Origin of the sequence: Kineococcus lubricus, assembly GCF_050871965.1 — a bacterium.
Classification (GTDB): Bacteria; Actinomycetota; Actinomycetes; order Actinomycetales; family Kineococcaceae; genus Kineococcus.
Genome location: NZ_JBJLSK010000011.1, coordinates 81,794 through 100,733, shown reverse-complemented (window position 1 = coordinate 100,733; position 18,940 = coordinate 81,794). Strand labels below are relative to the sequence as shown.

19 protein-coding genes and 1 pseudogene are annotated in these 18,940 nt (G+C 71.9%); 12 read left to right on the top strand and 8 right to left on the bottom strand.

The window, feature by feature from the left end:
• Positions 1–31: 31 nt before the first annotated feature.
• The 4 genes and pseudogenes from ACRYRX_RS10365 (at position 32) to ACRYRX_RS10350 (ending at position 3,409) form a co-directional block, all read left to right on the top strand.
• Positions 32–1,378: an AAA family ATPase gene (locus tag ACRYRX_RS10365; protein ID WP_432511776.1), complete on the top strand. Its 1,347-nt coding sequence runs from the start codon at positions 32–34 to the stop codon at positions 1,376–1,378.
• Positions 1,378–2,331 carry a hypothetical protein gene (locus tag ACRYRX_RS10360; RefSeq protein WP_432511775.1) on the top strand — a complete coding sequence of 318 codons (954 nt, stop codon included), beginning with the start codon at positions 1,378–1,380 and terminating at the stop codon, positions 2,329–2,331. Before ACRYRX_RS10365 ends, ACRYRX_RS10360 begins: the two co-directional genes overlap by 1 nt.
• An 82-nt stretch (positions 2,332–2,413) precedes the next feature.
• Positions 2,414–2,554, top strand: a pseudogene (locus tag ACRYRX_RS10355) (ketol-acid reductoisomerase); the annotation flags it as partial.
• 237 nt (positions 2,555–2,791) lie between these two features.
• Complete coding sequence (locus tag ACRYRX_RS10350) at positions 2,792–3,409, top strand: hypothetical protein (RefSeq protein WP_432511774.1); 618 nt, start codon at positions 2,792–2,794, stop codon at positions 3,407–3,409.
• A 48-nt stretch (positions 3,410–3,457) separates the two neighbouring features.
• Here ACRYRX_RS10350 and ACRYRX_RS10345 read toward each other — a convergent pair whose 3' ends face one another.
• Positions 3,458–4,063, bottom strand: coding sequence for a flavodoxin family protein (locus tag ACRYRX_RS10345; RefSeq protein ID WP_432511773.1), 606 nt, complete (start codon positions 4,061–4,063; stop codon positions 3,458–3,460).
• A gap of 82 nt (positions 4,064–4,145) precedes the next feature.
• Here ACRYRX_RS10345 and ACRYRX_RS10340 point away from each other — a divergent pair, with 82 nt between their 5' ends.
• The 5 genes from ACRYRX_RS10340 to ACRYRX_RS10320 are packed head-to-tail and all read left to right on the top strand — an operon-like array spanning position 4,146 to position 8,547.
• Entirely contained in the window at positions 4,146–5,063 is a 918-nt protein-coding gene (locus ACRYRX_RS10340) for a carbohydrate ABC transporter permease (RefSeq protein WP_432511772.1), read from the top strand.
• Entirely contained in the window at positions 5,060–5,887 is an 828-nt protein-coding gene (locus ACRYRX_RS10335) for a carbohydrate ABC transporter permease (RefSeq protein WP_432511771.1), read from the top strand. The genes ACRYRX_RS10340 and ACRYRX_RS10335 overlap by 4 nt, the downstream gene beginning before the upstream one ends.
• A gap of 18 nt (positions 5,888–5,905) precedes the next feature.
• Positions 5,906–7,225, top strand: coding sequence for an ABC transporter substrate-binding protein (locus tag ACRYRX_RS10330; protein ID WP_432511770.1), 1,320 nt, complete (start codon positions 5,906–5,908; stop codon positions 7,223–7,225).
• A gap of 7 nt (positions 7,226–7,232) precedes the next feature.
• Positions 7,233–7,628 (top strand): DUF3253 domain-containing protein, encoded by a 396-nt coding sequence (locus ACRYRX_RS10325; RefSeq protein ID WP_432511769.1) that lies wholly within the window; start codon positions 7,233–7,235, stop codon positions 7,626–7,628.
• Positions 7,629–7,680: 52 nt separating this feature from the next.
• Positions 7,681–8,547 carry an LLM class F420-dependent oxidoreductase gene (locus ACRYRX_RS10320; RefSeq protein WP_432511768.1) on the top strand — a complete coding sequence of 289 codons (867 nt, stop codon included), beginning with the start codon at positions 7,681–7,683 and terminating at the stop codon, positions 8,545–8,547.
• Between the two features lie 44 nt (positions 8,548–8,591).
• Here the strand turns inward: ACRYRX_RS10320 and ACRYRX_RS10315 are convergent, their stop codons facing one another.
• From ACRYRX_RS10315 to ACRYRX_RS10285, 7 genes are all read right to left on the bottom strand, one after another.
• Positions 8,592–9,122: an alpha/beta hydrolase gene (locus ACRYRX_RS10315; protein ID WP_432511767.1), complete on the bottom strand. Its 531-nt coding sequence runs from the start codon at positions 9,120–9,122 to the stop codon at positions 8,592–8,594.
• 10 nt (positions 9,123–9,132) lie between these two features.
• Entirely contained in the window at positions 9,133–9,438 is a 306-nt protein-coding gene (locus ACRYRX_RS10310; protein ID WP_432511766.1) for an antibiotic biosynthesis monooxygenase family protein, read from the bottom strand.
• Positions 9,439–9,456: 18 nt separating this feature from the next.
• Positions 9,457–11,988: an FtsX-like permease family protein gene (locus ACRYRX_RS10305; RefSeq protein WP_432511765.1), complete on the bottom strand. Its 2,532-nt coding sequence runs from the start codon at positions 11,986–11,988 to the stop codon at positions 9,457–9,459.
• A 12-nt stretch (positions 11,989–12,000) separates the two neighbouring features.
• Complete coding sequence (locus ACRYRX_RS10300) at positions 12,001–12,774, bottom strand: ABC transporter ATP-binding protein (RefSeq protein ID WP_432511764.1); 774 nt, start codon at positions 12,772–12,774, stop codon at positions 12,001–12,003.
• Positions 12,775–12,940: 166 nt separating this feature from the next.
• Positions 12,941–13,642 (bottom strand): hypothetical protein, encoded by a 702-nt coding sequence (locus tag ACRYRX_RS10295; RefSeq protein ID WP_432511763.1) that lies wholly within the window; start codon positions 13,640–13,642, stop codon positions 12,941–12,943.
• Between the two features lie 129 nt (positions 13,643–13,771).
• The gene (locus ACRYRX_RS10290) at positions 13,772–14,533 is read right to left on the bottom strand and encodes a response regulator (protein WP_432511841.1); all 762 of its coding nucleotides are present in this window, start codon (positions 14,531–14,533) and stop codon (positions 13,772–13,774) included.
• Positions 14,534–14,537: 4 nt separating this feature from the next.
• The gene (locus ACRYRX_RS10285) at positions 14,538–15,722 is read right to left on the bottom strand and encodes a sensor histidine kinase (RefSeq protein ID WP_432511762.1); all 1,185 of its coding nucleotides are present in this window, start codon (positions 15,720–15,722) and stop codon (positions 14,538–14,540) included.
• A 147-nt stretch (positions 15,723–15,869) separates the two neighbouring features.
• Between ACRYRX_RS10285 and ACRYRX_RS10280 the strand changes: the two genes are divergently transcribed.
• From ACRYRX_RS10280 to ACRYRX_RS10270, 3 genes are all read left to right on the top strand, one after another.
• A complete protein-coding gene (locus ACRYRX_RS10280) occupies positions 15,870–16,919 on the top strand; it encodes a 3-isopropylmalate dehydrogenase (RefSeq protein WP_432511761.1) in 1,050 nt (349 codons plus the stop codon).
• Between the two features lie 77 nt (positions 16,920–16,996).
• On the top strand, positions 16,997–18,100 hold the full coding sequence (locus tag ACRYRX_RS10275) for a branched-chain amino acid aminotransferase (RefSeq protein WP_432511760.1): 1,104 nt from the start codon (positions 16,997–16,999) through the stop codon (positions 18,098–18,100).
• Between the two features lie 42 nt (positions 18,101–18,142).
• The gene (locus ACRYRX_RS10270; RefSeq protein ID WP_432511759.1) at positions 18,143–18,940 is read left to right on the top strand and encodes a fumarylacetoacetate hydrolase family protein; all 798 of its coding nucleotides are present in this window, start codon (positions 18,143–18,145) and stop codon (positions 18,938–18,940) included.

The following is an 18,940-nucleotide window of genomic DNA, read 5'->3' as shown; positions in this document are numbered from 1 at the left end:
TTGGTCCCAGTTCATTTTCTAGGGGGATGCAATGGAACAGAGGACTGGCCTCACGAGGGTTATCGTAACGGGATTATTTGGCCTGCGGAACTATGATATCCGCCTTGATGAAAGCGCAACCACGGTCTTAACGGGAGGTAATGGCACTGGTAAGTCCACCATCCTCAGACTTATCAACGCCGTTGCAACTGGCGACGTCCGCACATTGGTCCGGGCGCCGGTTTCCGAACTGACGCTGATCTTCGTGGATCAGAGCGTCTTTAGGTTGACTCCCGAAGCGGGTCGCCGGGCGGCTGTCAATTGGCGGGGTAATGAGGGATATGTCGAAGAATCGCTCGTTGATCCCGATATTCCAGAGTGGGCACATACGGCAGTCTTGGAAGGTGATGAAGCTGATGAGCAAATGGAGTTGCTACGCAGCGCAGCTCTTGAGGCTGAGGTTTCGACGGATGAGGTAATCCGCGTTCGTCGTCGTCTTCTTGCTCGTCGCGACTCTCTAAGAGTTTCAAGTTCGAAAGAGCGTCGGGATTTTGTGGAGTACTCTGCGCCCGACTGGTTTAGTGAGTTGAGCGAGAATTTTGCAGTGCTCTTTGTTTCGGATCAGCGCCTCGTAACCGTTCCGGGTGACTCTGGCGAGTACGAACGTGTTGTTCGACGAGTTACGAGATCCGCGGTCGAGGCGGCGAGCCTTGACATCTCAGAGCAGATGAGACGTGTCGATACCCGGTATGCGCATATCTCGCAGATGCACGACCGCAGATTTCCTCGGGACGTTATTGATGCCATGAGTAGCTCTAACTCACTCTCGGTTGAGCGCCTGGAAACGCTTATCTCTCGGGTTTCCTCTAAGCGGGAGATGCTGCGGGGAGTTGGGTTACTTGAGTTGGAAGACGGATTCGAGCCCGAGATTGCGGGCGAGAGTCTGGAGCGCACTGAGGTGCGCCCTGTATTGGCCACGTTCTTGACTGCGACTTTGCGCAAGTTAGCTGTCTTGGAGGAGCTCGCCGAACAGCTGCAGCTATTTAAACAATTCCTGGATGATCGATTCGACCCTAAAGTGCTCGTGCTGACTCGCCGATCGGGACTAAAATTTCGCGTCGCATCGGGTGCATTGGTGCGTGCAAGCCAGCTCAGCTCAGGTGAGCAACAGATGCTGATCCTCGCCTATGAGGTGCTTTTTCGCTCAAAGCCAGGCACGTTGGTGATAATCGATGAACCTGAACTTTCGTTGCATGTGCGATGGCAGCACACCCTGCTGCAGAGTCTTCGTCAGATGGGGGCGCCCAGGGGGCTTCATTTTCTGCTGGCTACGCATTCGCCAGTTCTCTTGGCGTCAACGCCCGAAGTCGAGCGCTCGTTGGATGAGGATCTGGACTAATGCTCGATTATCCAGATGTTGAGAGTCGACTGCAGTTAATCCGCATGATGCGCCGAGCAGCTCCCGTGGCCTCAGCTGTACTGGTTGTTGAAGGAGTCGCTGATCAGCGAGCCCTTTTTCCGTTTCTTGCTTCAGATGTTACGGTTCTTCCGGTCGGCGGCAAGAATCATGTTCTTGACATTTTTGAGTCTTTGCGACAACAGAATTTTCCGGGAGTTCTTTGCCTGGTCGACTGCGATGGAGATATTGCATCCCGATTGAAAGGCCAGGAGGGGCTCATCCTCTCTGTGCGGCGGGACATGGACGCGGATCTTCTTGTAGAACTCGAAGCCTATGAGCGAGTCATTTTAGAGAGTGTGGCCGACAAGGTGGCGAGCCCGGGTGAGGGTCGCCGTGTGGCGCGTCAGATCGTTGAACTTGCGGAGGAGGTCGCAACTACATTCGGTATGGTGCTACGCGCCGCCCAAAAGCGCAAGCTTCCGGTCAAGCTTCTGGACCTTGAAATGACCGTTAAGAGGCGAGTGGAACTGCGGGACGTAGATCTGCTTGTCGACTGGCTTTCTGGTTCGAGTGCCATACCCTCTGTTGATGTTGCGAGCCGCATGGGGACCGTTCTGCACTGGCCCGAAGATCGAATTGAGTACGTCATTCGAGACCTTGAGCAATTAGAGGACGTTGAGTGCAAGAAACATTTTGATATCAGTTGCCGAGACTGTAGAGGACGAGCCCACGCGAATGGCCACTCGCTAATTGAAGGGATCTGTATTGCGCTGCGTGCTCAATATAAGGTTCAAATGGATCGTAAGGATTTGGAGCGGCGTGTTCGTCTTGCGGTCGACCCTTTAGCGCTTTCCCGATGGGAGGTTTGGCGAAGAATGTCTTTTTGGCAAGCTTCATTTAAGTACTCACTTCTCGCGGGCTTGTCTGCCCGCATGGAATCGAACGAAGAATAGGGGGTGCTCTAAGAAGGTTTGCCGCTTCCTAATCATTTAATAGTCGATTGTGATAACCAAAGGACAGTCCCTCTCCCGCAACTTCATCGAGGACCAGGACGCCGGGGCCCCGAAGTTCAAGAAGCTGCGCGCCCAGGACAAGGAGCACCCGATCGAGGCCACCGGCCGTGAGCTGCGCAAACTCATGGCGTGGATGAAGTCGGACGACTCCGACTACGTCGAGGTTCCGCCGTCCGCTGAACCGCGTGAGCCGAGGCCTCCGCACCCTTCGAGGGTGCGGAGGCCTCGTCATCCACCGGTGCCGCAGGACCTCCCTCGGCGCACCGCGGGGTGACTCGACGGCCACCCCGTGCGCACCGGTTGCGCCGGGCGGGGGAAACCGGGAACCGATCTGCTCGGATCCGGCCGTGCGGCAGCTCGGCACCACCTAATTTGTCGGGGCAACTCGATGACTGGAGCAGTGTTGACCCGATCCCACGACGACGGCCCGTCGCCCGTCCTGAACCCGCAGCTCGTCCCGGACGACGTGGCCGAGCAGCGGCTCTTCGCTCTCTACCTCCAGGCGCGCGCGGCCCGGACCCGTGCCCGCAACCACTACGTCCTCGGCTGCGTGATCGCGGTGGTGGCTGCGGGCATCGCCCTGGCGGCGAGCGACGGTGGGATCGTCTGGACCGGTGGCTTCCTCGTGGCGGCCCTGCTGTTCGTCCGCGCGGGCAAGACGATGATCGCGGTGCACCGAGTCGGTCTCCGCACCCCGCTGACCGCCATCGCCGGTGTGGTCGTCAGTGCCTGCGTCGTCCTCACCTTGTGCGGTGTCGCCGGCTTCAAGCTCATCGAACCGCCGGCTCCTACCGGTCCAGCGGCAACTGAAGGCGGCACTGCCTCCATGACCGGCTCCTGCTGGAGCGACGTCGCCGGCTCCTCGCTGAATGGCGAAGGTGACGTCGAGCAGGTCCCGTGCGGCTCGACCGAGGCTCACTGGCGCATCACCGCTGAGGTTTCGAGTCCGGAGACGTGCGCCTCGATCGACTACCTGCGGTCTCCCACGGGGGAGTTCTACTGCCTGACCGCAGTGTGAACCGGTGAGGGGCCTGGCCGGTGACCCGAGACCCCTCACCGGCGGAACTCAACCCTTGAGCTTGCGGGTGATGCCGATGACGCGCTGCACGAGGTGGTCCAGCGCGGTGTTCGTGACGTCGCCGACGGGGATGTCGTTGCCGCCGCCGGTGACGTGGCTGACGCCGTAGGGGTTGCCGTCGACGAACTTGGAGCCGTCGGTGTAGCCGGGCGGGACGATGATCCCGCCGAAGTGGTAGATCGTGTTGTAGAGCGCGATGAGCGTGGTCTCCTGGCCGCCGTGGGCGGTCTGGGAGGCGGTGAACCCGGCGTACACCTTGTCGGCGAGCAGGCCCTGGGCCCACTGCGCGCCGAGGGAGTCGATGAACGTCTTCAGCTGACCGGCGATGTTGCCGTAGCGGGTGGGGGAGCCGAACAGCACCGCGTCGGCCCACACGACGTCGTCGGCGGTGGCGCCGGGGGCGCCCTTGGCCGCCTCGGCCTCGGCGGCCTGCTCGTCGGTGGCGGCCTTCTCCCCGCCGGTGGGCTGGCGCTGCACCTGGCGCAGGCGGACCTCCGCGCCGGCCTGCTCGGCGGTGGCGGCGAGCCTCTCGGCCATCGTCCGGACCGTGCCGGTCGCGGAGTAGTAGACGATCGCGAGCTTGACGTCGGTCACGGGGACCTCCCAGGTCGTTGAACGTGCAAGTGTCGGGGTCCAACCTAGCCCGCTCCCGTCGCGAGCGCACCGGGGGCGTGGCATGTTGACCCCCGGACGGCCACCGGACGACAGGGGGGGTGACGTGCGGACACGCCGAACGCGGGAAGCGCTCACGGGGTGGGCGCTGCTCGCCCCGAGCCTGCTCGGGACGGTCGCCTTCCTCCTGGTCCCGGTGGCGGTCGCCCTGTGGCTCAGCCTGCAGCGCTGGGACCTCGTCTCCCCGGCGCGCTGGGCGGGCCTGGACAACTACGCCACCGTCCTCACCGACGCCGGCGTCCGGCACTCCTTCGCGGTGACGCTGCTGTTCACGGTCCTCGTCATCCCCGTCCAGACCGCGCTGGGGCTGTTCGTCGCCGTGCTGCTGGCGCGGCGGCTGCCGGGCTCGACGTTCTTCCGCGTCCTGTACGTCGTCCCGTGGATCTGCGCGCCGCTCGTCGTGGGGCTCGTCTGGCGGTGGGTGTTCGACCCCTCGACCGGTGCCCTCAACGCGGTCCTCGGCACCCGCGTCGAGTGGCTCACCAGCCACACCCTCGCGCTGCCCGCGGTCGCGTTCGTCACCGTCTGGACCCAGGTCGGGTACGTCGCCCTGTTCTTCCTCGCGGGCCTGGCGGGGATCCCGGACCAGCTCGCCGACGCCGCGCGCGTCGACGGGGCCGGCCCGTGGCGGGTGTTCTGGAGCATCACGCTGCCCCTGCTGCGCCCGACGACGTCATTCGTCCTCATCACCGGCGTCATCTCCAGCTTCCAGGTGTTCGACACGGTCTACGCCATGACGCGCGGCGGACCCGGCGGGGCGACGTCCCTGATCGCCTACGAGATCTACTCCGAGGCGTTCACGGCCCTGCGGATGGGCCGCGCGGCCGCCATCGCGGTCCTGCTCACCGTCGTCCTCGTGGTCCTCACCGTGGCGCAGCGCCTGTGGTTCGGACGGCGGTCGACGTACGAGGTCGCGGCGTGACCCGGCGCGCCGCGGGGATCGCCGGGACGTACGCCGTCCTGCTGGCCGGGGCCGTGCTCGCCCTCGGCCCGTACGTCCTGAGCCTGCTGACCTCGCTCAAGGAACCGGCGCAGCTGGCCCGCCGGGCGACCCTGACCTGGCCCGCGCCGTGGACGGGGCAGAACTACGCCGACGTCCTCGGTGGGCGGTTCACGCTCGTCCCCGCGCTCGTCGTCACCGTCCAGGTCGTCGTCGTGCTGCTCGTGGGGCAGCTGGTCTGCTCGGTGCTCGCCGCGTACGCCTTCGCGCGGCTGCGGTTCCCCGGGCGCCGGCTGCTGTTCGGCGGTTACCTCGCGACGATGATGGTGCCGCAGGTGGTGACGATCGTCCCGCTGTACGTGATGTTCGCCCAGGCGGGTCTGCGGAACACGTTCTGGGGGATCGTCCTGCCGACCCTCTTCGGGTCCCCGTTCGCGGTGTACCTGCTGCGCGAGCACTTCCGCGCCGTCCCGCAGGACCTCGAGGACGCCGCGCGGCTCGACGGGTGCGGGACCCTGCGCATCCTGCGGCACGTCGTCGTGCCGCTGTCCCGGCCGGTGCTGGCCACGCTCGCGGTCATCACCGTCGTCAGCCAGTGGAACAACTTCCTCTGGCCGCTCATCATCACCACCGGGCCGACGTGGCAGACGCTGACGGTCGCGACGGCGAACCTGCAGAGCCAGTACAACGGGAACTGGACCCTCGTCACGGCCGCCACGACGCTCGCCATGGCCCCCCTCGTCGTCCTGTTCCTGCTCGTCAACAAGCACGTCACGCAGTCCATCTCGCTCACCGGTTTCCGCTGAGGCACGGAAGGCACCGACATGACCACCTCGAACCCCCTGACCCGGCGGAACCTGCTGCGCGGCGGTCTCGCGGCCGGGTTCGGCACCGCGGCGCTCAGCGGCTGCTCCATCGCCGACGACGGCGGTTCCGGCGGCGGATCGTCCGGGAGCGGCACGACGGTGACCGTCCGGTTGTGGGACGACACCGTGCAACCGGCCTACGAGAAGAGCTTCGAGGCGTTCCGCGCGAAGAACCCCGGCATCACCCCGAGGATCGAGCTGGTCCCGTGGGCCAGCTACTGGGACAAGCTGCCCGCCGACGTCGCCGGCGGCACCCTGCCGGACGTCCTGTGGGTCAACAGCTCCAACTTCGGCGTCTACGTCGACTCCGGCACGTTCCTGAACATCAGCGAGGAACTGCCCGACGCCGTCGGCGGCTGGCAGCAGACCGTCGTCGACCAGTACACCCGCGACGGCGCCCTGTGGGGGGTCCCGCAGCTGTCCGACGCGATCGGGCTGTTCTACCACCGCGGGCTCGTGGAGGCCGCCGGCGTCGACCCGGCGAACCTCGTGTGGAACCCGGCGGGCACCGGCGACACGTTCCTGCCCGCGGCGAGGGCGCTGACCCGCACCGACGGGGCGCGGGCCCAGTACGGGTTCAACGCCGCCTACGACCTGCAGGCCATCTTCTACGACTTCGTCGGCTCCAACGGCGGCGCGTGGCAGGCCGAGGACGACACCTACGTCTTCGGCGACGACCCGAGGTCGGTGGAGGCCATGCAGTACGTCGTGGACCTCGTCAACCGCGAGAAGGTGTCCCCGTCGGCCGCCGACACCAACGACAACGGCGACTTCTCCCGCGACCAGTTCACCCAGGGGAACATGGCCCTGTTCCAGTCCGGCACCTACAACCTCAAGAACGTCGCCGACGGCGCGCAGTTCGACTGGGGCCTCGCCCCGGGTCTGACGGGCCCGGCGGGCCGGGTCCTGGTCACCAACGGCATCGTCGCGGTCGGCAACGCGAAGACGAAGGACAAGGAAGCCACGCTGAAGGTCCTGGAGTGGCTCGGCAGCGCGGAGGGGGCCGCCCCGATCGGGGCCGAGGGCGCGGCGTTCCCGGCCGTCACCGCCGCCCAGCAGGGGTACCTCGACCACTGGCAGGGCCAGGGCGTCGACGTGCAGCCGTTCCTCGACGCCGCCGCGGCGACCGACGTCGTGCCCGCCCCGCACGGGCCGCGGGCCCAGACCGGGCAGGCGGCGGCCGACGAGGTCCTCAAGGAGGTGTTCCTCGGGCGCATCCCCGTCCCCGAGGGCATGAAGCAGGCGCAGGACGCCGCCAACGCGGCGATCCGCGGGTGAGTCGCGGGTGAGCCGCCGCGGCGACCTGCCGACGAAGGACTGCGCCGTGTGCGGGCGCACGATCACCTGGCGCAGGAAGTGGGAGCGCGACTGGGACGCCGTGAAGTACTGCTCCGACGCCTGCCGCCGCCGCGCCAAGTCCCAGGGCGGTCCCGGGGGCGGCGTCGACGCCGAGCTCGACACCGCGCTGCGCCGGCTGCTCGACGAGCGGGGGAACGCGAAGACGGTGTGCCCCAGCGAGGTGGCGCGCGCCGTCGGCGGCGACGACTGGCGCGAGCTGGTGGAACCGGCGCGGTCGGCCGCGCGCCGGCTCGTCGCCGCCGGCGAGGCCGAGATCACCCAGGGCGGGCGCGTCGTCGACCCCTCGACCGCGAAGGGCCCGATCCGGGTGCGGCGGCGCTGAGGGGCGGGCGTAGCGTCGCGATCACCTGCCCCACCGAGCGTCAAGAGCCCCCATGCACATCGGTCTGCACGTCTCCGACTTCACCAACCCCGGCGGCCCGGCCGCGCTGCGCGACGACCTCGTCCGCGTCGTCACCGAGGCCGAGGAGTCCGGGTTCCGCTCCGTCAGCGTCATGGACCACCTCTGGCAGATCCCGCCCGTCGGGGACGCCGAACGGGCCATGCTCGAGGCGTACACGACCCTGGGCTTCATCGCGGCCCGCACCGAGCGCGTGGAACTCCTGGCCTGGGTCACCGCGGTCACCTACCGCGAACCCGGGGTGCTCGCCAAGCTCGTGACCACCCTCGACGTGCTCTCCGGCGGGCGGGCCTGGCTGGGGATCGGGGCGGCCTGGTTCGAGCAGGAGGCCACCGGCCTCGGGCTGCCCTTCCCGCCCACCGCCGAACGCTTCGAGCGGCTGGAGGAGACCCTGCGCATCTGCCGGCAGATGTGGTCGGACTCGGAGGAACCGTTCCGGGGCAGGCACTACGCCCTGGGCCGCACGCTCAACAGCCCGCAGGCCCTGCGCCGGCCGCACCCGCCGATCCTCATCGGCGGGGGCGGGGAGAAGAAGACCCTGCGCCTGGTCGCGCAGCACGGCGACGCCTGCAACCTGTTCGGGAACGACGACATCGCCCGCAAGCTCGACGTCCTGCGGCGGCACTGCGACGACGTCGGCCGCGACTACGACGAGATCGAGAAGACCGTCATGGACGTCTTCGACCCCGACGACGTCGACGGGCTCGTCGAGAAGTGCCGGGGTTTCGCCGCGCTCGGCGTGACGCACGTGCACGGCGGGTTCCGCGGGTACTTCGAGCCCGGCAGCGTCCGGCGCTTCGGGGCCGAGGTGGTCCCGCGGCTGGCCGAGCTCGGCGCCTGAGGTCCCGCCCGGCGGCGGGGTGACCTCCCCGGGGCCTGAGCGGATCAGCCCGCCAGGAACCCCCGGACCACCGTCCGCAGCCGCCGCAGGTCCTCGGCCGTCCGCGCCGGGTCCCCGGGGTGCTCCAGCGAGTGGTCGGCGCCGTGGAGCTCGAGGACCTCGCGGTCGCTCTCGTGCGCGAGCGTCCGGTTCCACGACGGGTCCGCGGTCCCGCCGACGAGCAGGGTCCGCCGGTGGGACCGGGCCGCGGCCAGCCCCACGTCCGGCCGGTCCAGCAGCGGGGTCACCCAGATCCCGGCCAGCCCCCGGTCGGCCGCGACCGGCAGCGCCAGCGTCGTGAGCGACTTCGCGACCAGCAGACCGGGACGCAGGTCGTCGAGGAGGAGACGGACGAGCGCGGGCACCTCCTGCGGCCGGGGTGGCCCCTGCGTCCAGGACAGCGCCAGGACGCGCCACCCGGCGGCGACGAGCTCGTCGCGCACCGCCCGCAGGACGGGCCGGTCCACGTCGTAGCCGCGCCCCGGCAGCACCAGCGCGGGTGCTCCCGGAGCGCGGCCCTCCTCGACGACGCGCACCGGCCGGTCCTCAGCTCGGGTCGGCGCCCAGCACGACCTCGAACTCCAGCAGCGAGGCGCCGGTGCCGACCGGGCGCTGGCGCTCACCGGCGTGGGCCTCCCGGGCGCTGCCGCCCGCCCACGCCTGGAACGCCTCCTCGGTCTCCCACTTCGTGTAGACGAAGTAGCGGGTCTCCCCGGCGACCGGGCGCAGCAGCTCGAACCCCAGGAACCCGGGACTGCCCTCCACCGCCCCCAGCCGCGCGGCGAACCGCCGTTCCAGCTCCGGCCCGGACCCGTCCGGCACCTCGATCGCGTTGATCTTCACCACAGCCATGACCGCAGGGTCGCAGGTTCAGTCCGCGATCGCGGCGATCGGGGGTGTCCGGGCCGCGCGCCGCGCCGGCAGCACCGAGGCCAGCACCCCGGCGACGGCGGCGACCACCACGATCCCGGCCACCTGCAGCCACGGGACGTCCAGCCGCACGGGCACCTCGCGGGCCAGCACCGAGGCCGTCCCGGCCAGCCCGTACCCGGTGCCGAGCGCGACGCCGAGGACGGCGGCCACCCCGGCCACCAGCAGCGCCTCCCAGGCCAGCAGGGCGCGCAGCTGCCCCCGCGTCAGGCCCAGCGCCCGCAGCAGACCGGACTCCTGGCGGCGCTCCACGACCGACAGGGCCAGGGTGTTGCCCACGCCGATGAGCGCGATGACCACGGCGACCGCGAGCAGCCCGGTCACCACCAGGAGCATGGTGGTGAGCACCTGGTCCAGGGAGTTGCGCACCGACGCGATGCCGGTCACCTCGCTGGCGGGCAGGACCTGCGCGAGGGCCTCGGAGACCGCGTCGGTGGCCGCGGCCTGGTCCTCGGCGCTGCCGTCGGCGAGCCGCACCCAGGCGCCGGTGGGGCGCGCGTCCGGGTCCAGCCGGGCCCCGTCGGCCCGGGTCACCGCGGCCGGTGCGGAGGACCGCGGCGCGACCCGGACGGTGAACGCGGCGCTCGGGCCGGTCCCGGCCGTGCCGGTGGCGGGGTCGGCCGCGGCCAGGGTGATCCGCTGCCCCTCGACCAGGCCCGCCGCCTGCGCCGTGCCGCCGGGGACGACGACCTCGCCGTCGCGCGGCACCGGCGTCCGCTCCTGGGAGCGGACGACCCCGGCGGCCTGGGCCGGGTCCACCGCGGTGACGTCCATGCTCAGGGCGCCGTCGGTGGTGGCCAGCGTCAGCTCGGTGACGAGCGTCGTGGCCGCGACCCCGCCGGTGCCCTCGACCGCCGCGACCGCCGTCGCCTCCAGCGGCGTGGGGGCCGAGACCACCACGTCGGTGGGGTAGGAGGCGTCGATGCCGGCGCCGGCCGAGCTGCGGGTCGAGGCGGTGCCCACGACCATCGCGGTCGTCAGGGTGACCCCGATGACCAGGGCCGTCGCCGTCGCGGCCGTCCGCCGCGGGTTGCGGACGCTGTTGCCCGCCGCGAGCCGGGCCGGGACGCCGCCGAGGCGGTGGAACGGCCGGCCGGCCAGGGCCACGGCCGCCGGGACCAGGCGCTGGGCCACCAGCAGGAACCCCAGGAAGCTGACGGCACCGGCGGCCACGGCGGGCAGCAGGTCGCCGCCCACGGCGAAGAACACCAGGGCCGCCGTCGCCGGCACCGCGGTGAGCACCCCCAGGACCAGCCGCACCCGGCTCGCGGGCGAACCGGCCGGGGCGACGTCCACCGGGCGCAGCGCCGCGAGCGGGGCGACCCGGGTGGCGTGGCGGACGGGGACGGCCGCGGCCAGGACGGTGACGGCGGTGCCGAGCACCAGGCCGACCAGGACCGCCGACGGGGGCAGGACGACGTCGGTCAGCGGGATGGGGGATTCGACGCGGCCGGCGACGGCGGCGACGGCCCGCGCCAGACCGGCCCCGGCCAGCACCCCCACCGCGGAGGCCAGCACGCCGACGGCGAGCGCCTCCCCGAGCACGCTGCGGCGGACCTGCCGGCGCTCGGCGCCCACGCAGCGCAGCAGGGCGAGCTCGCGGGTCCGCTGGGCCAGCAGGACGGCGAACGTGTTGGCGATGACGAGCCCGGCGACGAGGACGGCGATCGCGGCGAAGGCCAGCAGGACCGTCGTGATGCCGGCGGCCTGACCGGTGTAGGAGTCCGCGACCCGTTGCGCCGCGTCCTGCCCGGTCGAGACGGTGACGGGCAGCCCGGCGGTGGCGGCGGTGACGGCCGCCAGCGCGTCCTGGCCCCCGGCGGCGGCGATCCGCACGCGGCGCACGCTCGTGCCCCCCCAGGAGGTGACGGCCTCGTCGGTGCCGAACACCCGCGGGGTCACCCCGGCGCGCGGGTCACCGGTCAGGTCGACGGTGCCGACGACGGTGACCGTCTCGGTGACGGGGGCGGGCGGTTCCGCGGTCCCCCCGGTGTCGCCGCCCGGCGGGACGACCGGGTCGTGGGTCAGCGCGATCGAGGTCCCCAGCGGGACGTCGACGCGGTCGGAGACCGCGACCTCGCCCGCGGTCGCCGGCAGGCGCCCGGCGCTCAGCCGCTGCCACTGCAGGGACGCCGCCGTCCCGGTGCCGTCGGCCTGGGCGTAGGTGGAACCGCTGCGGCCGGGCAGCCGCAGCGCGACGTACGCCGTGCGGTCGGCGGTGAGCGCGGCGACCTGCGGCAGGTCGGCCAGCGTGGTCCGCAGCGTGTCCAGGGTCCGGTCCTCGCCGAACTCGTCCTCGGGTTCGACGACGACGTCGCTGCCGGTGAACTGCGCGCCGACGCCCTGCCGGACGGCCTCGCCGGCGGTGGCGTTCAGGGACAGGGTCGCCACCACGAAACCCACCGCGATGACCACGGCGAGGCAGGAGGCGACGACGCGCGCGCCGTGCGCGCGCAGGTGGGCCAGGGTCACCCGGAGCACGGTTCAGGCCCCCAGGGTGCGCAGGGCGTCGATGACGTCGTCGGGGGTGGGCCGGGTCAGCCCGCCCGCGAGCGCCCCGTCGGCGATGAGGACGACGCGGTCGGCGTAGCTGGCCGCCACCGGGTCGTGGGTGACCATGACGACGGTCTGCCCGAACTCGCGGACGCTGCCGCGCAGCAGGCTCAGGACCTCCGCGCCGGCACGGGAGTCGAGGTTCCCGGTGGGTTCGTCGGCGAACACCACGTCGGGGCGGGGCAGCAGGGCGCGGGCGACGGCGACGCGCTGCTGCTGGCCGCCGGACAGTTCGCGGGGCCGGTGGCCGAGGCGTTCGGTGAGCCCGAGCCGGTCCACGACGTCGGCGTGCCAGGCGGGGTCGGGGGCGCGGCCGGCCAGGCGCAGCGGCAGCACGATGTTCTCGGCGGCGGTCAGGACGGGCAGCAGGTTGAAGCTCTGGAAGACGAAACCGATCCGGTCGCGCCGCAGCCGGGTCAGTTCCGCGTCCTTGAGCGCCGTCAGTTCGGTGTCGCCCAGGAAGACCTGCCCGCCGGAGGCGTCGTCGAGGCCGGCCAGGCAGTGCATGAGGGTCGACTTGCCCGAACCGGAGGGCCCCATGATGGCGGTGAACTCACCGCGGGTGAACTCGACGTCGACCCCGGCGAGCGCGTGGACGGCGGCGTCGCCGCGTCCGTAGGTCTTGCGCAGCCCGACGGCCCGCACCGCCGGGCGGGTGGCTTCCAGGACGGCCGGGGCGCTGCTGCGCCGGCTGGTTTCGGACACGGGTTCTCCCTGTTCGCAGACGTTCTCGACGTCGGCGACGCTACGGGGGACCGCGACCGGGGTCGTCGGTTCGGGAACTGATCCGGGGGGTGGGACTCCCGGTGGACGCGGCCCGCGGACGTCATCCCGCAGGGGGACGGCCGCGGGCCCCGGTACGTCCTCGCGGTCAGCGCAGCCGGAACCGGTGGGTGCCGGGGACCCGGTACGTGCCGGCGGGCACGGAGGTCCCCGTGCCTTCCCAGCCGACCGTGATGCCCCGCGCGGAGGCGGCGACGACCTCGGTGGCCTTCCCCCCGCACACGGCGACCTGGCTGGGGGTGGGGAAGTAGAACAGGACGGCGACGCGGGCGCTGTCGCTGTCGATCCGGTTGAACGCGCTGACGTCGGAGGGCCCGACGAGGTGCGTGGGTTCGGTCACGACGGGGACCGAGGCGACGCGCGGCAGGAGCTTCCCGGCGCAGCGCACGACGAGGTCGACGCGGGTCCCGCGGGTCTCGACGAGTTCGGCGACGGGTTCCTCGCAGGTCTCGGAGTACCCGGCGTCCTCGGGGTCGCAGGAGGGGACGCCGCCGTGGGCGTCGAAACCGGCGAGGGTGAAGCTCACCGCGCCGTAGCCGCACAGGGCCCCGCTCCACCCGGTCCAGCAGTCGTCGGTGAGGGGTTTGGCCTGGGCGGGGGAGTGCAGGTCGACGACGGCGTCGCGCACGGACAGGGCGCCGGGCGCGGTGCGCGGGGCGGCGGCGGCCGGGCCCGCGGTGGCGAGCGCGGCGGCGCCGGCGGCCAGCAGGGCCGGGGCGGTGAGGACCGCGGTGCGCAGGCGGTGCCGGGTGTGGCGGTGGACGCGGCGGTGGACGTGGCGACGGAACATGGCTGAGACCCCCCTCAGTGGTGCGCGGCCATCGCGAACCGTCACTCATGGTGCACGAAGAGTGAGGCGTCGGGGGCGCTTTCGGCCCATCTCGTCACTCGTGGTGATCAGGTCCTGCCCGGAGGTCCCTCAGCGGGCGTCGCGCAGCACCTCACCGGGCTGCACCAGCCCCGCCGAGAACGCCAGCACCACCGCCTGGACCCGGTCGCGCGAGTGCGTCTTGGCCAGCACCCGGCCCACGTGCGTCTTCACCGTCGCCTCTGACACCACGAACCGCGCCGCGATCTCCGAGTTCGTCAGCCCGTGCGCCATGCACTCCAGGACCTCCAGCTCGCGCGGCGTCAGGTCCTTCGGCAGCCCCTGCGGCGCCGAGGCGGGCGCGGCGGCGCCGGCCCGCAGCATCGGCCCGACGTGCTGGAGCAGGCGGCGCGTGGAACTCGCCGCGATCACCGCGTCCCCGGCGAACACCGTCCGGACCGCCGCCAGCAGCTCCTCCGGCGGGGCGTCCTTGAGCAGGAACCCGCTGGCCCCCGCGCCGATCGCCGCCACGACGTACTCGTCCAGGTCGAACGTCGTCAGCACCACCACCCGCGGGCCGGCGCCGTCCTGGCCGGTCTGGCGGGTCATCCGCTGGGTGATCTGCCGGGTGGCCTCGATGCCGTCCAGCCCCGGCATGCGCACGTCCATCAGCACCACGTCGGCCGGGGTCGAGGTCACCACGCGCACCGCGTCGGCGCCGTCGGAGGCCTCCGCGACGACCGTCAGGTCCGGCTGGGAGTCGATGACCATCCGGAAACCGGCCCGCACCAGCTGCTGGTCGTCGACGAGGACCACCCTGATCGCCCGGCCGCCCGGGTCGTCGGTCGCCTCGTCCGTCGTGGGGGGGAGCATCACCTCAGGAACTGTAGGGAAGGGTCGCGCTGACCGAGAAACCCCCACCCGCGCGGGGCCCGCTGGTCACCGTCCCGCCGTGCAGCTTCGCCCGCTCGGCCATCCCCACCAGCCCCTGCCCGCCCGGGGTCGCCCGCACCATCGAGGCGGCCCCCCGGCCGTCGTCGTCCACCCGCACCCGCAGGGCGTCGTCGTCCCACCGGACCCGCACCTGCGTGCGCGCCCCCGGGCCGGCGTGCTTGAGGACGTTCGTCAGGGACTCCTGCACGATCCGGTACGCCGCCAGCCCCATCGCCGGGGGCAGGTCCCGGGCCGGGCCGCTGACCTCGGCGGTGACCTCCAGGCCGCTGGCGCGGACCTGGTCGACCAGGTCGCCGATCATCGTCGCGTCCGGCTGCGGGGCGCGCTCGTCGCCCGGCCCGGACCGCAGGACGCCCAGCAGGTTGCGCATGTCCGCCAGCGCCTGCCGGCCGGTGCCGGAGATCGTCTCCAGGACGCGCACGGCCGCCTGCGGGTCCGCGGCCGCGGCGTAGCGGCCCCCGTCGGCCTGCGCGATGATCACCGACAGGGAGTGCGCCACCACGTCGTGCATCTCCCGGGCGATGCGCTGCCGCTCGGTGGTCGCCGCCATCCGCGACTCGTTCTCCCGCTCGTTCTCCAGCAGCCGCGCCCGCTCCACCAGCGCCAGCTCGTTCTGCCGCTGCGCCCGGCGCAGGCTCCCCAGCGACCAGGCGACGACGACCGTGAGCGCGATGAACGCCGCCCCCACCACGACCGAGGCGAGCCCGGCGGTGGTGAAGAAGCGCAGCGCGCACACCGGTGCCCCGAACAGCCCCAGGCCCAGCCCGCCCAGGGAGGCCCACCGGCGCGCGTAGCCGGCCAGGGAGTAGACCGCGATCGGCACCGCGACGTTCCCGAACGACGGCGACGGCGCCAGCACCTGGGCCAGGCCGGCGGCCGCCACCAGCGCGCCGGAGACCTCGGGGAAGCGTCGCCGCACCGCCAGCGGCAGGCACATCGCCACGCCCACCAGCCCGGCGAAGAGGCCGCCGCCGGTGCTGTCGCCCGCGCTGAACAACCCCGCCAGCCCGGCCAGCACCAGGGCGCCCAGGGCGTCGAGGAGCAGGCTGTTGGCGCGCGTCCAGCTCACGACGCGGTCGAAGACGTTCTGCCCCGGATCCCTCGGCACCGCCTCAGGGTAGGCACCGCCGGCGGCGCGGTCGTCGCCCCGCGGACCGATCCCGGCCGTCCCCCCACGGGTGGAGCTGTCCAGACTCCGAGACGCGGTGACCACATGCTGGACGGGCGGGGACCGGCCTCGGATACCCTCGCGCCCATGGCGGACACCTTGCGACTGGCAGTCATCCCCGGCGACGGCATCGGCCAGGAGGTGACGGCCGAGGCGCTCAAGGTGCTCACCGCCGTGCTCGACGGATCGGGCCGCAGCGTGCGGACCACCGAGTACGACCTCGGGGCGCGGCTGTACCACCGCACCGGGGAGACCCTGCCGGACAGCGTCCTGGAGGAGGTCCGCGGCCACGACGCCATCCTGCTCGGCGCGGTCGGCGACCCCAGCGTCCCCAGCGGCGTCCTCGAGCGCGGGCTGCTGCTGAAGCTGCGGTTCGCCCTCGACCACTACGTCAACCTCCGCCCCTCCAAGCTGTACCCCGGCGTCCCCACCCCGCTCGGCGATCCCGGTGAGATCGACTTCGTCGTCGTGCGCGAGGGCACCGAGGGGCCGTACGTCGGCAACGGCGGCGCGCTGCGGGTGGGCACCCCCCACGAGATCGCCACCGAGGTCAGCGTCAACACCGCCTTCGGGGTCGAGCGCGTCGTGCGCGACGCCTTCGCCCGGGCCGCGGCGCGCCCGCGCAGGAAGCTGACCCTCGTGCACAAGCACAACGTCCTCGTGCACGCCGGCCACCTGTGGCGCCGGACCGTCGAGGCCGTCGGCGCGGAGTTCCCCGACGTGAGCGTCGACTACCTGCACGTCGACGCGGCGACCATCTTCCTGGTCACCGACCCGGCCCGGTTCGACGTCATCGTCACCGACAACCTCTTCGGCGACATCCTCACCGACCTCGCCGCGGCCGTCACCGGCGGCATCGGGCTGGCCGCCTCGGGCAACGTCAACCCCGACCGCACCGCGCCGAGCATGTTCGAGCCCGTCCACGGCTCGGCCCCCGACATCGCCGGCCGCCAGCTGGCCGACCCGACCGCCGCCGTGCTGTCGGTGGCCCTGCTGCTGGAGCACCTCGGCGAGACCGCCGCCGCCGCGCGCGTCGACGCCGCCGTGACCGCCGACCTCGCCCGCCGCGCCGCCGGGGAGGTCGGGCAGCGCCCGACCGCCGCCGTCGGCGACGCGCTCGCCACCGCGGTGTCCTGACCCCTCGGGGCACCACCCCGGTCCCGGGGCACCGGGTACCGTCGACCAGGCCGTCCACCACCACCGAGGAGAACCCCATGACCGCCGCGCCGACCGCTGGGTTGACGTTCCCCGTGACCCCGTCGGCCGCGCCGGTCTCGGACCAGCGCCGGGCCGAGATCCTCGCCGCCCCCGGGTTCGGGAAGCACTTCACCGACCACATGGCGGTGGCGACCTGGACCCGCGACGCCGGCTGGCACGACGCCGCCGTCGTCCCCTACGGGCCGCTGCTGCTGGACCCGGCCGCCGCCGTCCTGCACTACGGGCAGGAGGTGTTCGAGGGGCTCAAGGCCTACCGGCACGCCGACGGCAGCGTCTGGGCGTTCCGCCCCGAGGCCAACGCGGCCCGGCTGGCGCGCTCGGCCCGGCGGCTGGCGCTGCCCGAGGTCGACGAGGCCACCTTCCTGGAGGCCGTCACCCAGCTCGTGCGCGCCGACGAGGCGTGGGTCCCCACCGGTGGGGAGTCCTCCCTGTACCTGCGCCCGTTCATGGTCGCCACCGAGGCGTTCCTCGGCGTCCGCCCCGCGCACGAGGTGAAGTTCCTCGTCATCGCCTCCCCGGCCGGCGCGTACTTCCCCGGGGGCGTGAAACCCGTCTCGATCTGGCTCTCCCAGAACTACACGCGGGCCGCGGTCGGCGGCACCGGCGCGGCCAAGTGCGGCGGGAACTACGCCGCCAGCCTCGCCGCGCAGGACGAGGCGAGCGCCCACGGCTGCGACCAGGTCTGCTTCCTCGACGCCACCGAGCGCCGGTTCGTGGAGGAGCTGGGCGGGATGAACCTCTACTTCGTCCACGACGACGGCTCGATCGTGACCCCCGAGCTGACCGGCACGATCCTCGAGGGCATCACCCGCGACTCGATCGCCGAGCTGGCCGCGGACCTCGGCCACGAGGTCACCGAGCGCCGCGTCAGCATCGACGAGTGGCGCGAGGGGGTCGCCTCCGGGCGCATCACCGAGGTGTTCGCCTGCGGCACGGCCGCCGCGGTCACCCCCGTGGGCCGCCTGGTGTGGGACGACGGCGAGCTGACCCACGGCGCCGGGGTCGCCGGCGAGGTGACCATGTCGATCCGGAACGCGCTGCTGGACCTGCAGTACGGGCGGTCGCGCGACACCCGCGGCTGGCTGCACCGCCTCGTCTGACCGTCCCCGGGGCGCCGCCGGGGGTGTCACTAGGGTGGGCGCATGCGCATCGCCAGGTTCTCGTCCGGTGGCTCCGACCCGCGGTTCGGCGTCGTGGAGGGCGCCCCGGGCGAGGAGGAGATCCTCGTCGTCTCCGGGGACCCGCTGTTCACCCCGCTGAACCCGACGGGGGAACGGGTCCCGCTGGTCGACGCCCGCCTGCTCGCGCCGGTCATCCCGCGCTCGAAGGTGCTGGGCATCGGCCGCAACTACGCGGCGCACGCGGCGGAGCTGGGCAACGAGGTCCCCACCGAGCCCCTGGTGTTCACGGTGCCGAACACCTCGGTCGCCGGTCCCGGCGACCCGCTGGCCATCCCCGCGTGGGCGGGGGAGGAACTGCACTACGAGGGCGAGCTCGCCGTCGTCGTCAAGCGCATCTGCAAGGACGTCCCGAGGGAACGGGTCGCCGAGGTGGTGTACGGCTACACGATCGCCAACGACATCACCGCCCGCGCCCTGCAGGAGAGCGACAAGCAGTGGTGGCGGGCCAAGGGCGCCGACGGCTTCACCCCGCTGGGCCCCTGGATCGAGACCGACCTGGACCCGGCGGACCTGCGCATCGAGACCCGGCGGGTCACCGGCGAGGACGTCGAGGTCGTCCAGGACGGCCGGACCTCCCTCATGGTCCACGACGTCGCGGCGATCGTCGCGCACGTCTCGCAGGCCATGACCCTGCTGCCGGGCGACGTCATCATGACCGGCACCCCGGCCGGCGTCGGCCCGGTCCGCGCCGGGCAGCGCGTCGAGGTCGAGGTCGAGGGCATCGGCGTCCTGACGACGACGTTCACCGCCCCCGGGTGA

What these genes read in the sequence shown, in the direction of transcription:
- ACRYRX_RS10365 (WP_432511776.1), top strand. Translation starts at nt 32, where the DNA reads ATGGAACAGAGGACTGGCCTCACGAGGGTTATCGTAACGGGATTATTT.
- ACRYRX_RS10360 (WP_432511775.1), top strand. Translation starts at nt 1,378, where the DNA reads ATGCTCGATTATCCAGATGTTGAGAGTCGACTGCAGTTAATCCGCATG.
- ACRYRX_RS10340 (WP_432511772.1), top strand. Translation starts at nt 4,146, where the DNA reads ATGTTGACCCCCGGACGGCCACCGGACGACAGGGGGGGTGACGTGCGG.
- ACRYRX_RS10330 (WP_432511770.1), top strand. Translation starts at nt 5,906, where the DNA reads ATGACCACCTCGAACCCCCTGACCCGGCGGAACCTGCTGCGCGGCGGT.
- ACRYRX_RS10320 (WP_432511768.1), top strand. Translation starts at nt 7,681, where the DNA reads ATGCACATCGGTCTGCACGTCTCCGACTTCACCAACCCCGGCGGCCCG.
- ACRYRX_RS10310 (WP_432511766.1), bottom strand. Translation starts at nt 9,438, where the DNA reads ATGGCTGTGGTGAAGATCAACGCGATCGAGGTGCCGGACGGGTCCGGG.
- ACRYRX_RS10295 (WP_432511763.1), bottom strand. Translation starts at nt 13,642, where the DNA reads ATGTTCCGTCGCCACGTCCACCGCCGCGTCCACCGCCACACCCGGCAC.
- ACRYRX_RS10290 (WP_432511841.1), bottom strand. Translation starts at nt 14,533, where the DNA reads ATGCTCCCCCCCACGACGGACGAGGCGACCGACGACCCGGGCGGCCGG.
- ACRYRX_RS10280 (WP_432511761.1), top strand. Translation starts at nt 15,870, where the DNA reads ATGGCGGACACCTTGCGACTGGCAGTCATCCCCGGCGACGGCATCGGC.
- ACRYRX_RS10275 (WP_432511760.1), top strand. Translation starts at nt 16,997, where the DNA reads ATGACCGCCGCGCCGACCGCTGGGTTGACGTTCCCCGTGACCCCGTCG.
- ACRYRX_RS10270 (WP_432511759.1), top strand. Translation starts at nt 18,143, where the DNA reads ATGCGCATCGCCAGGTTCTCGTCCGGTGGCTCCGACCCGCGGTTCGGC.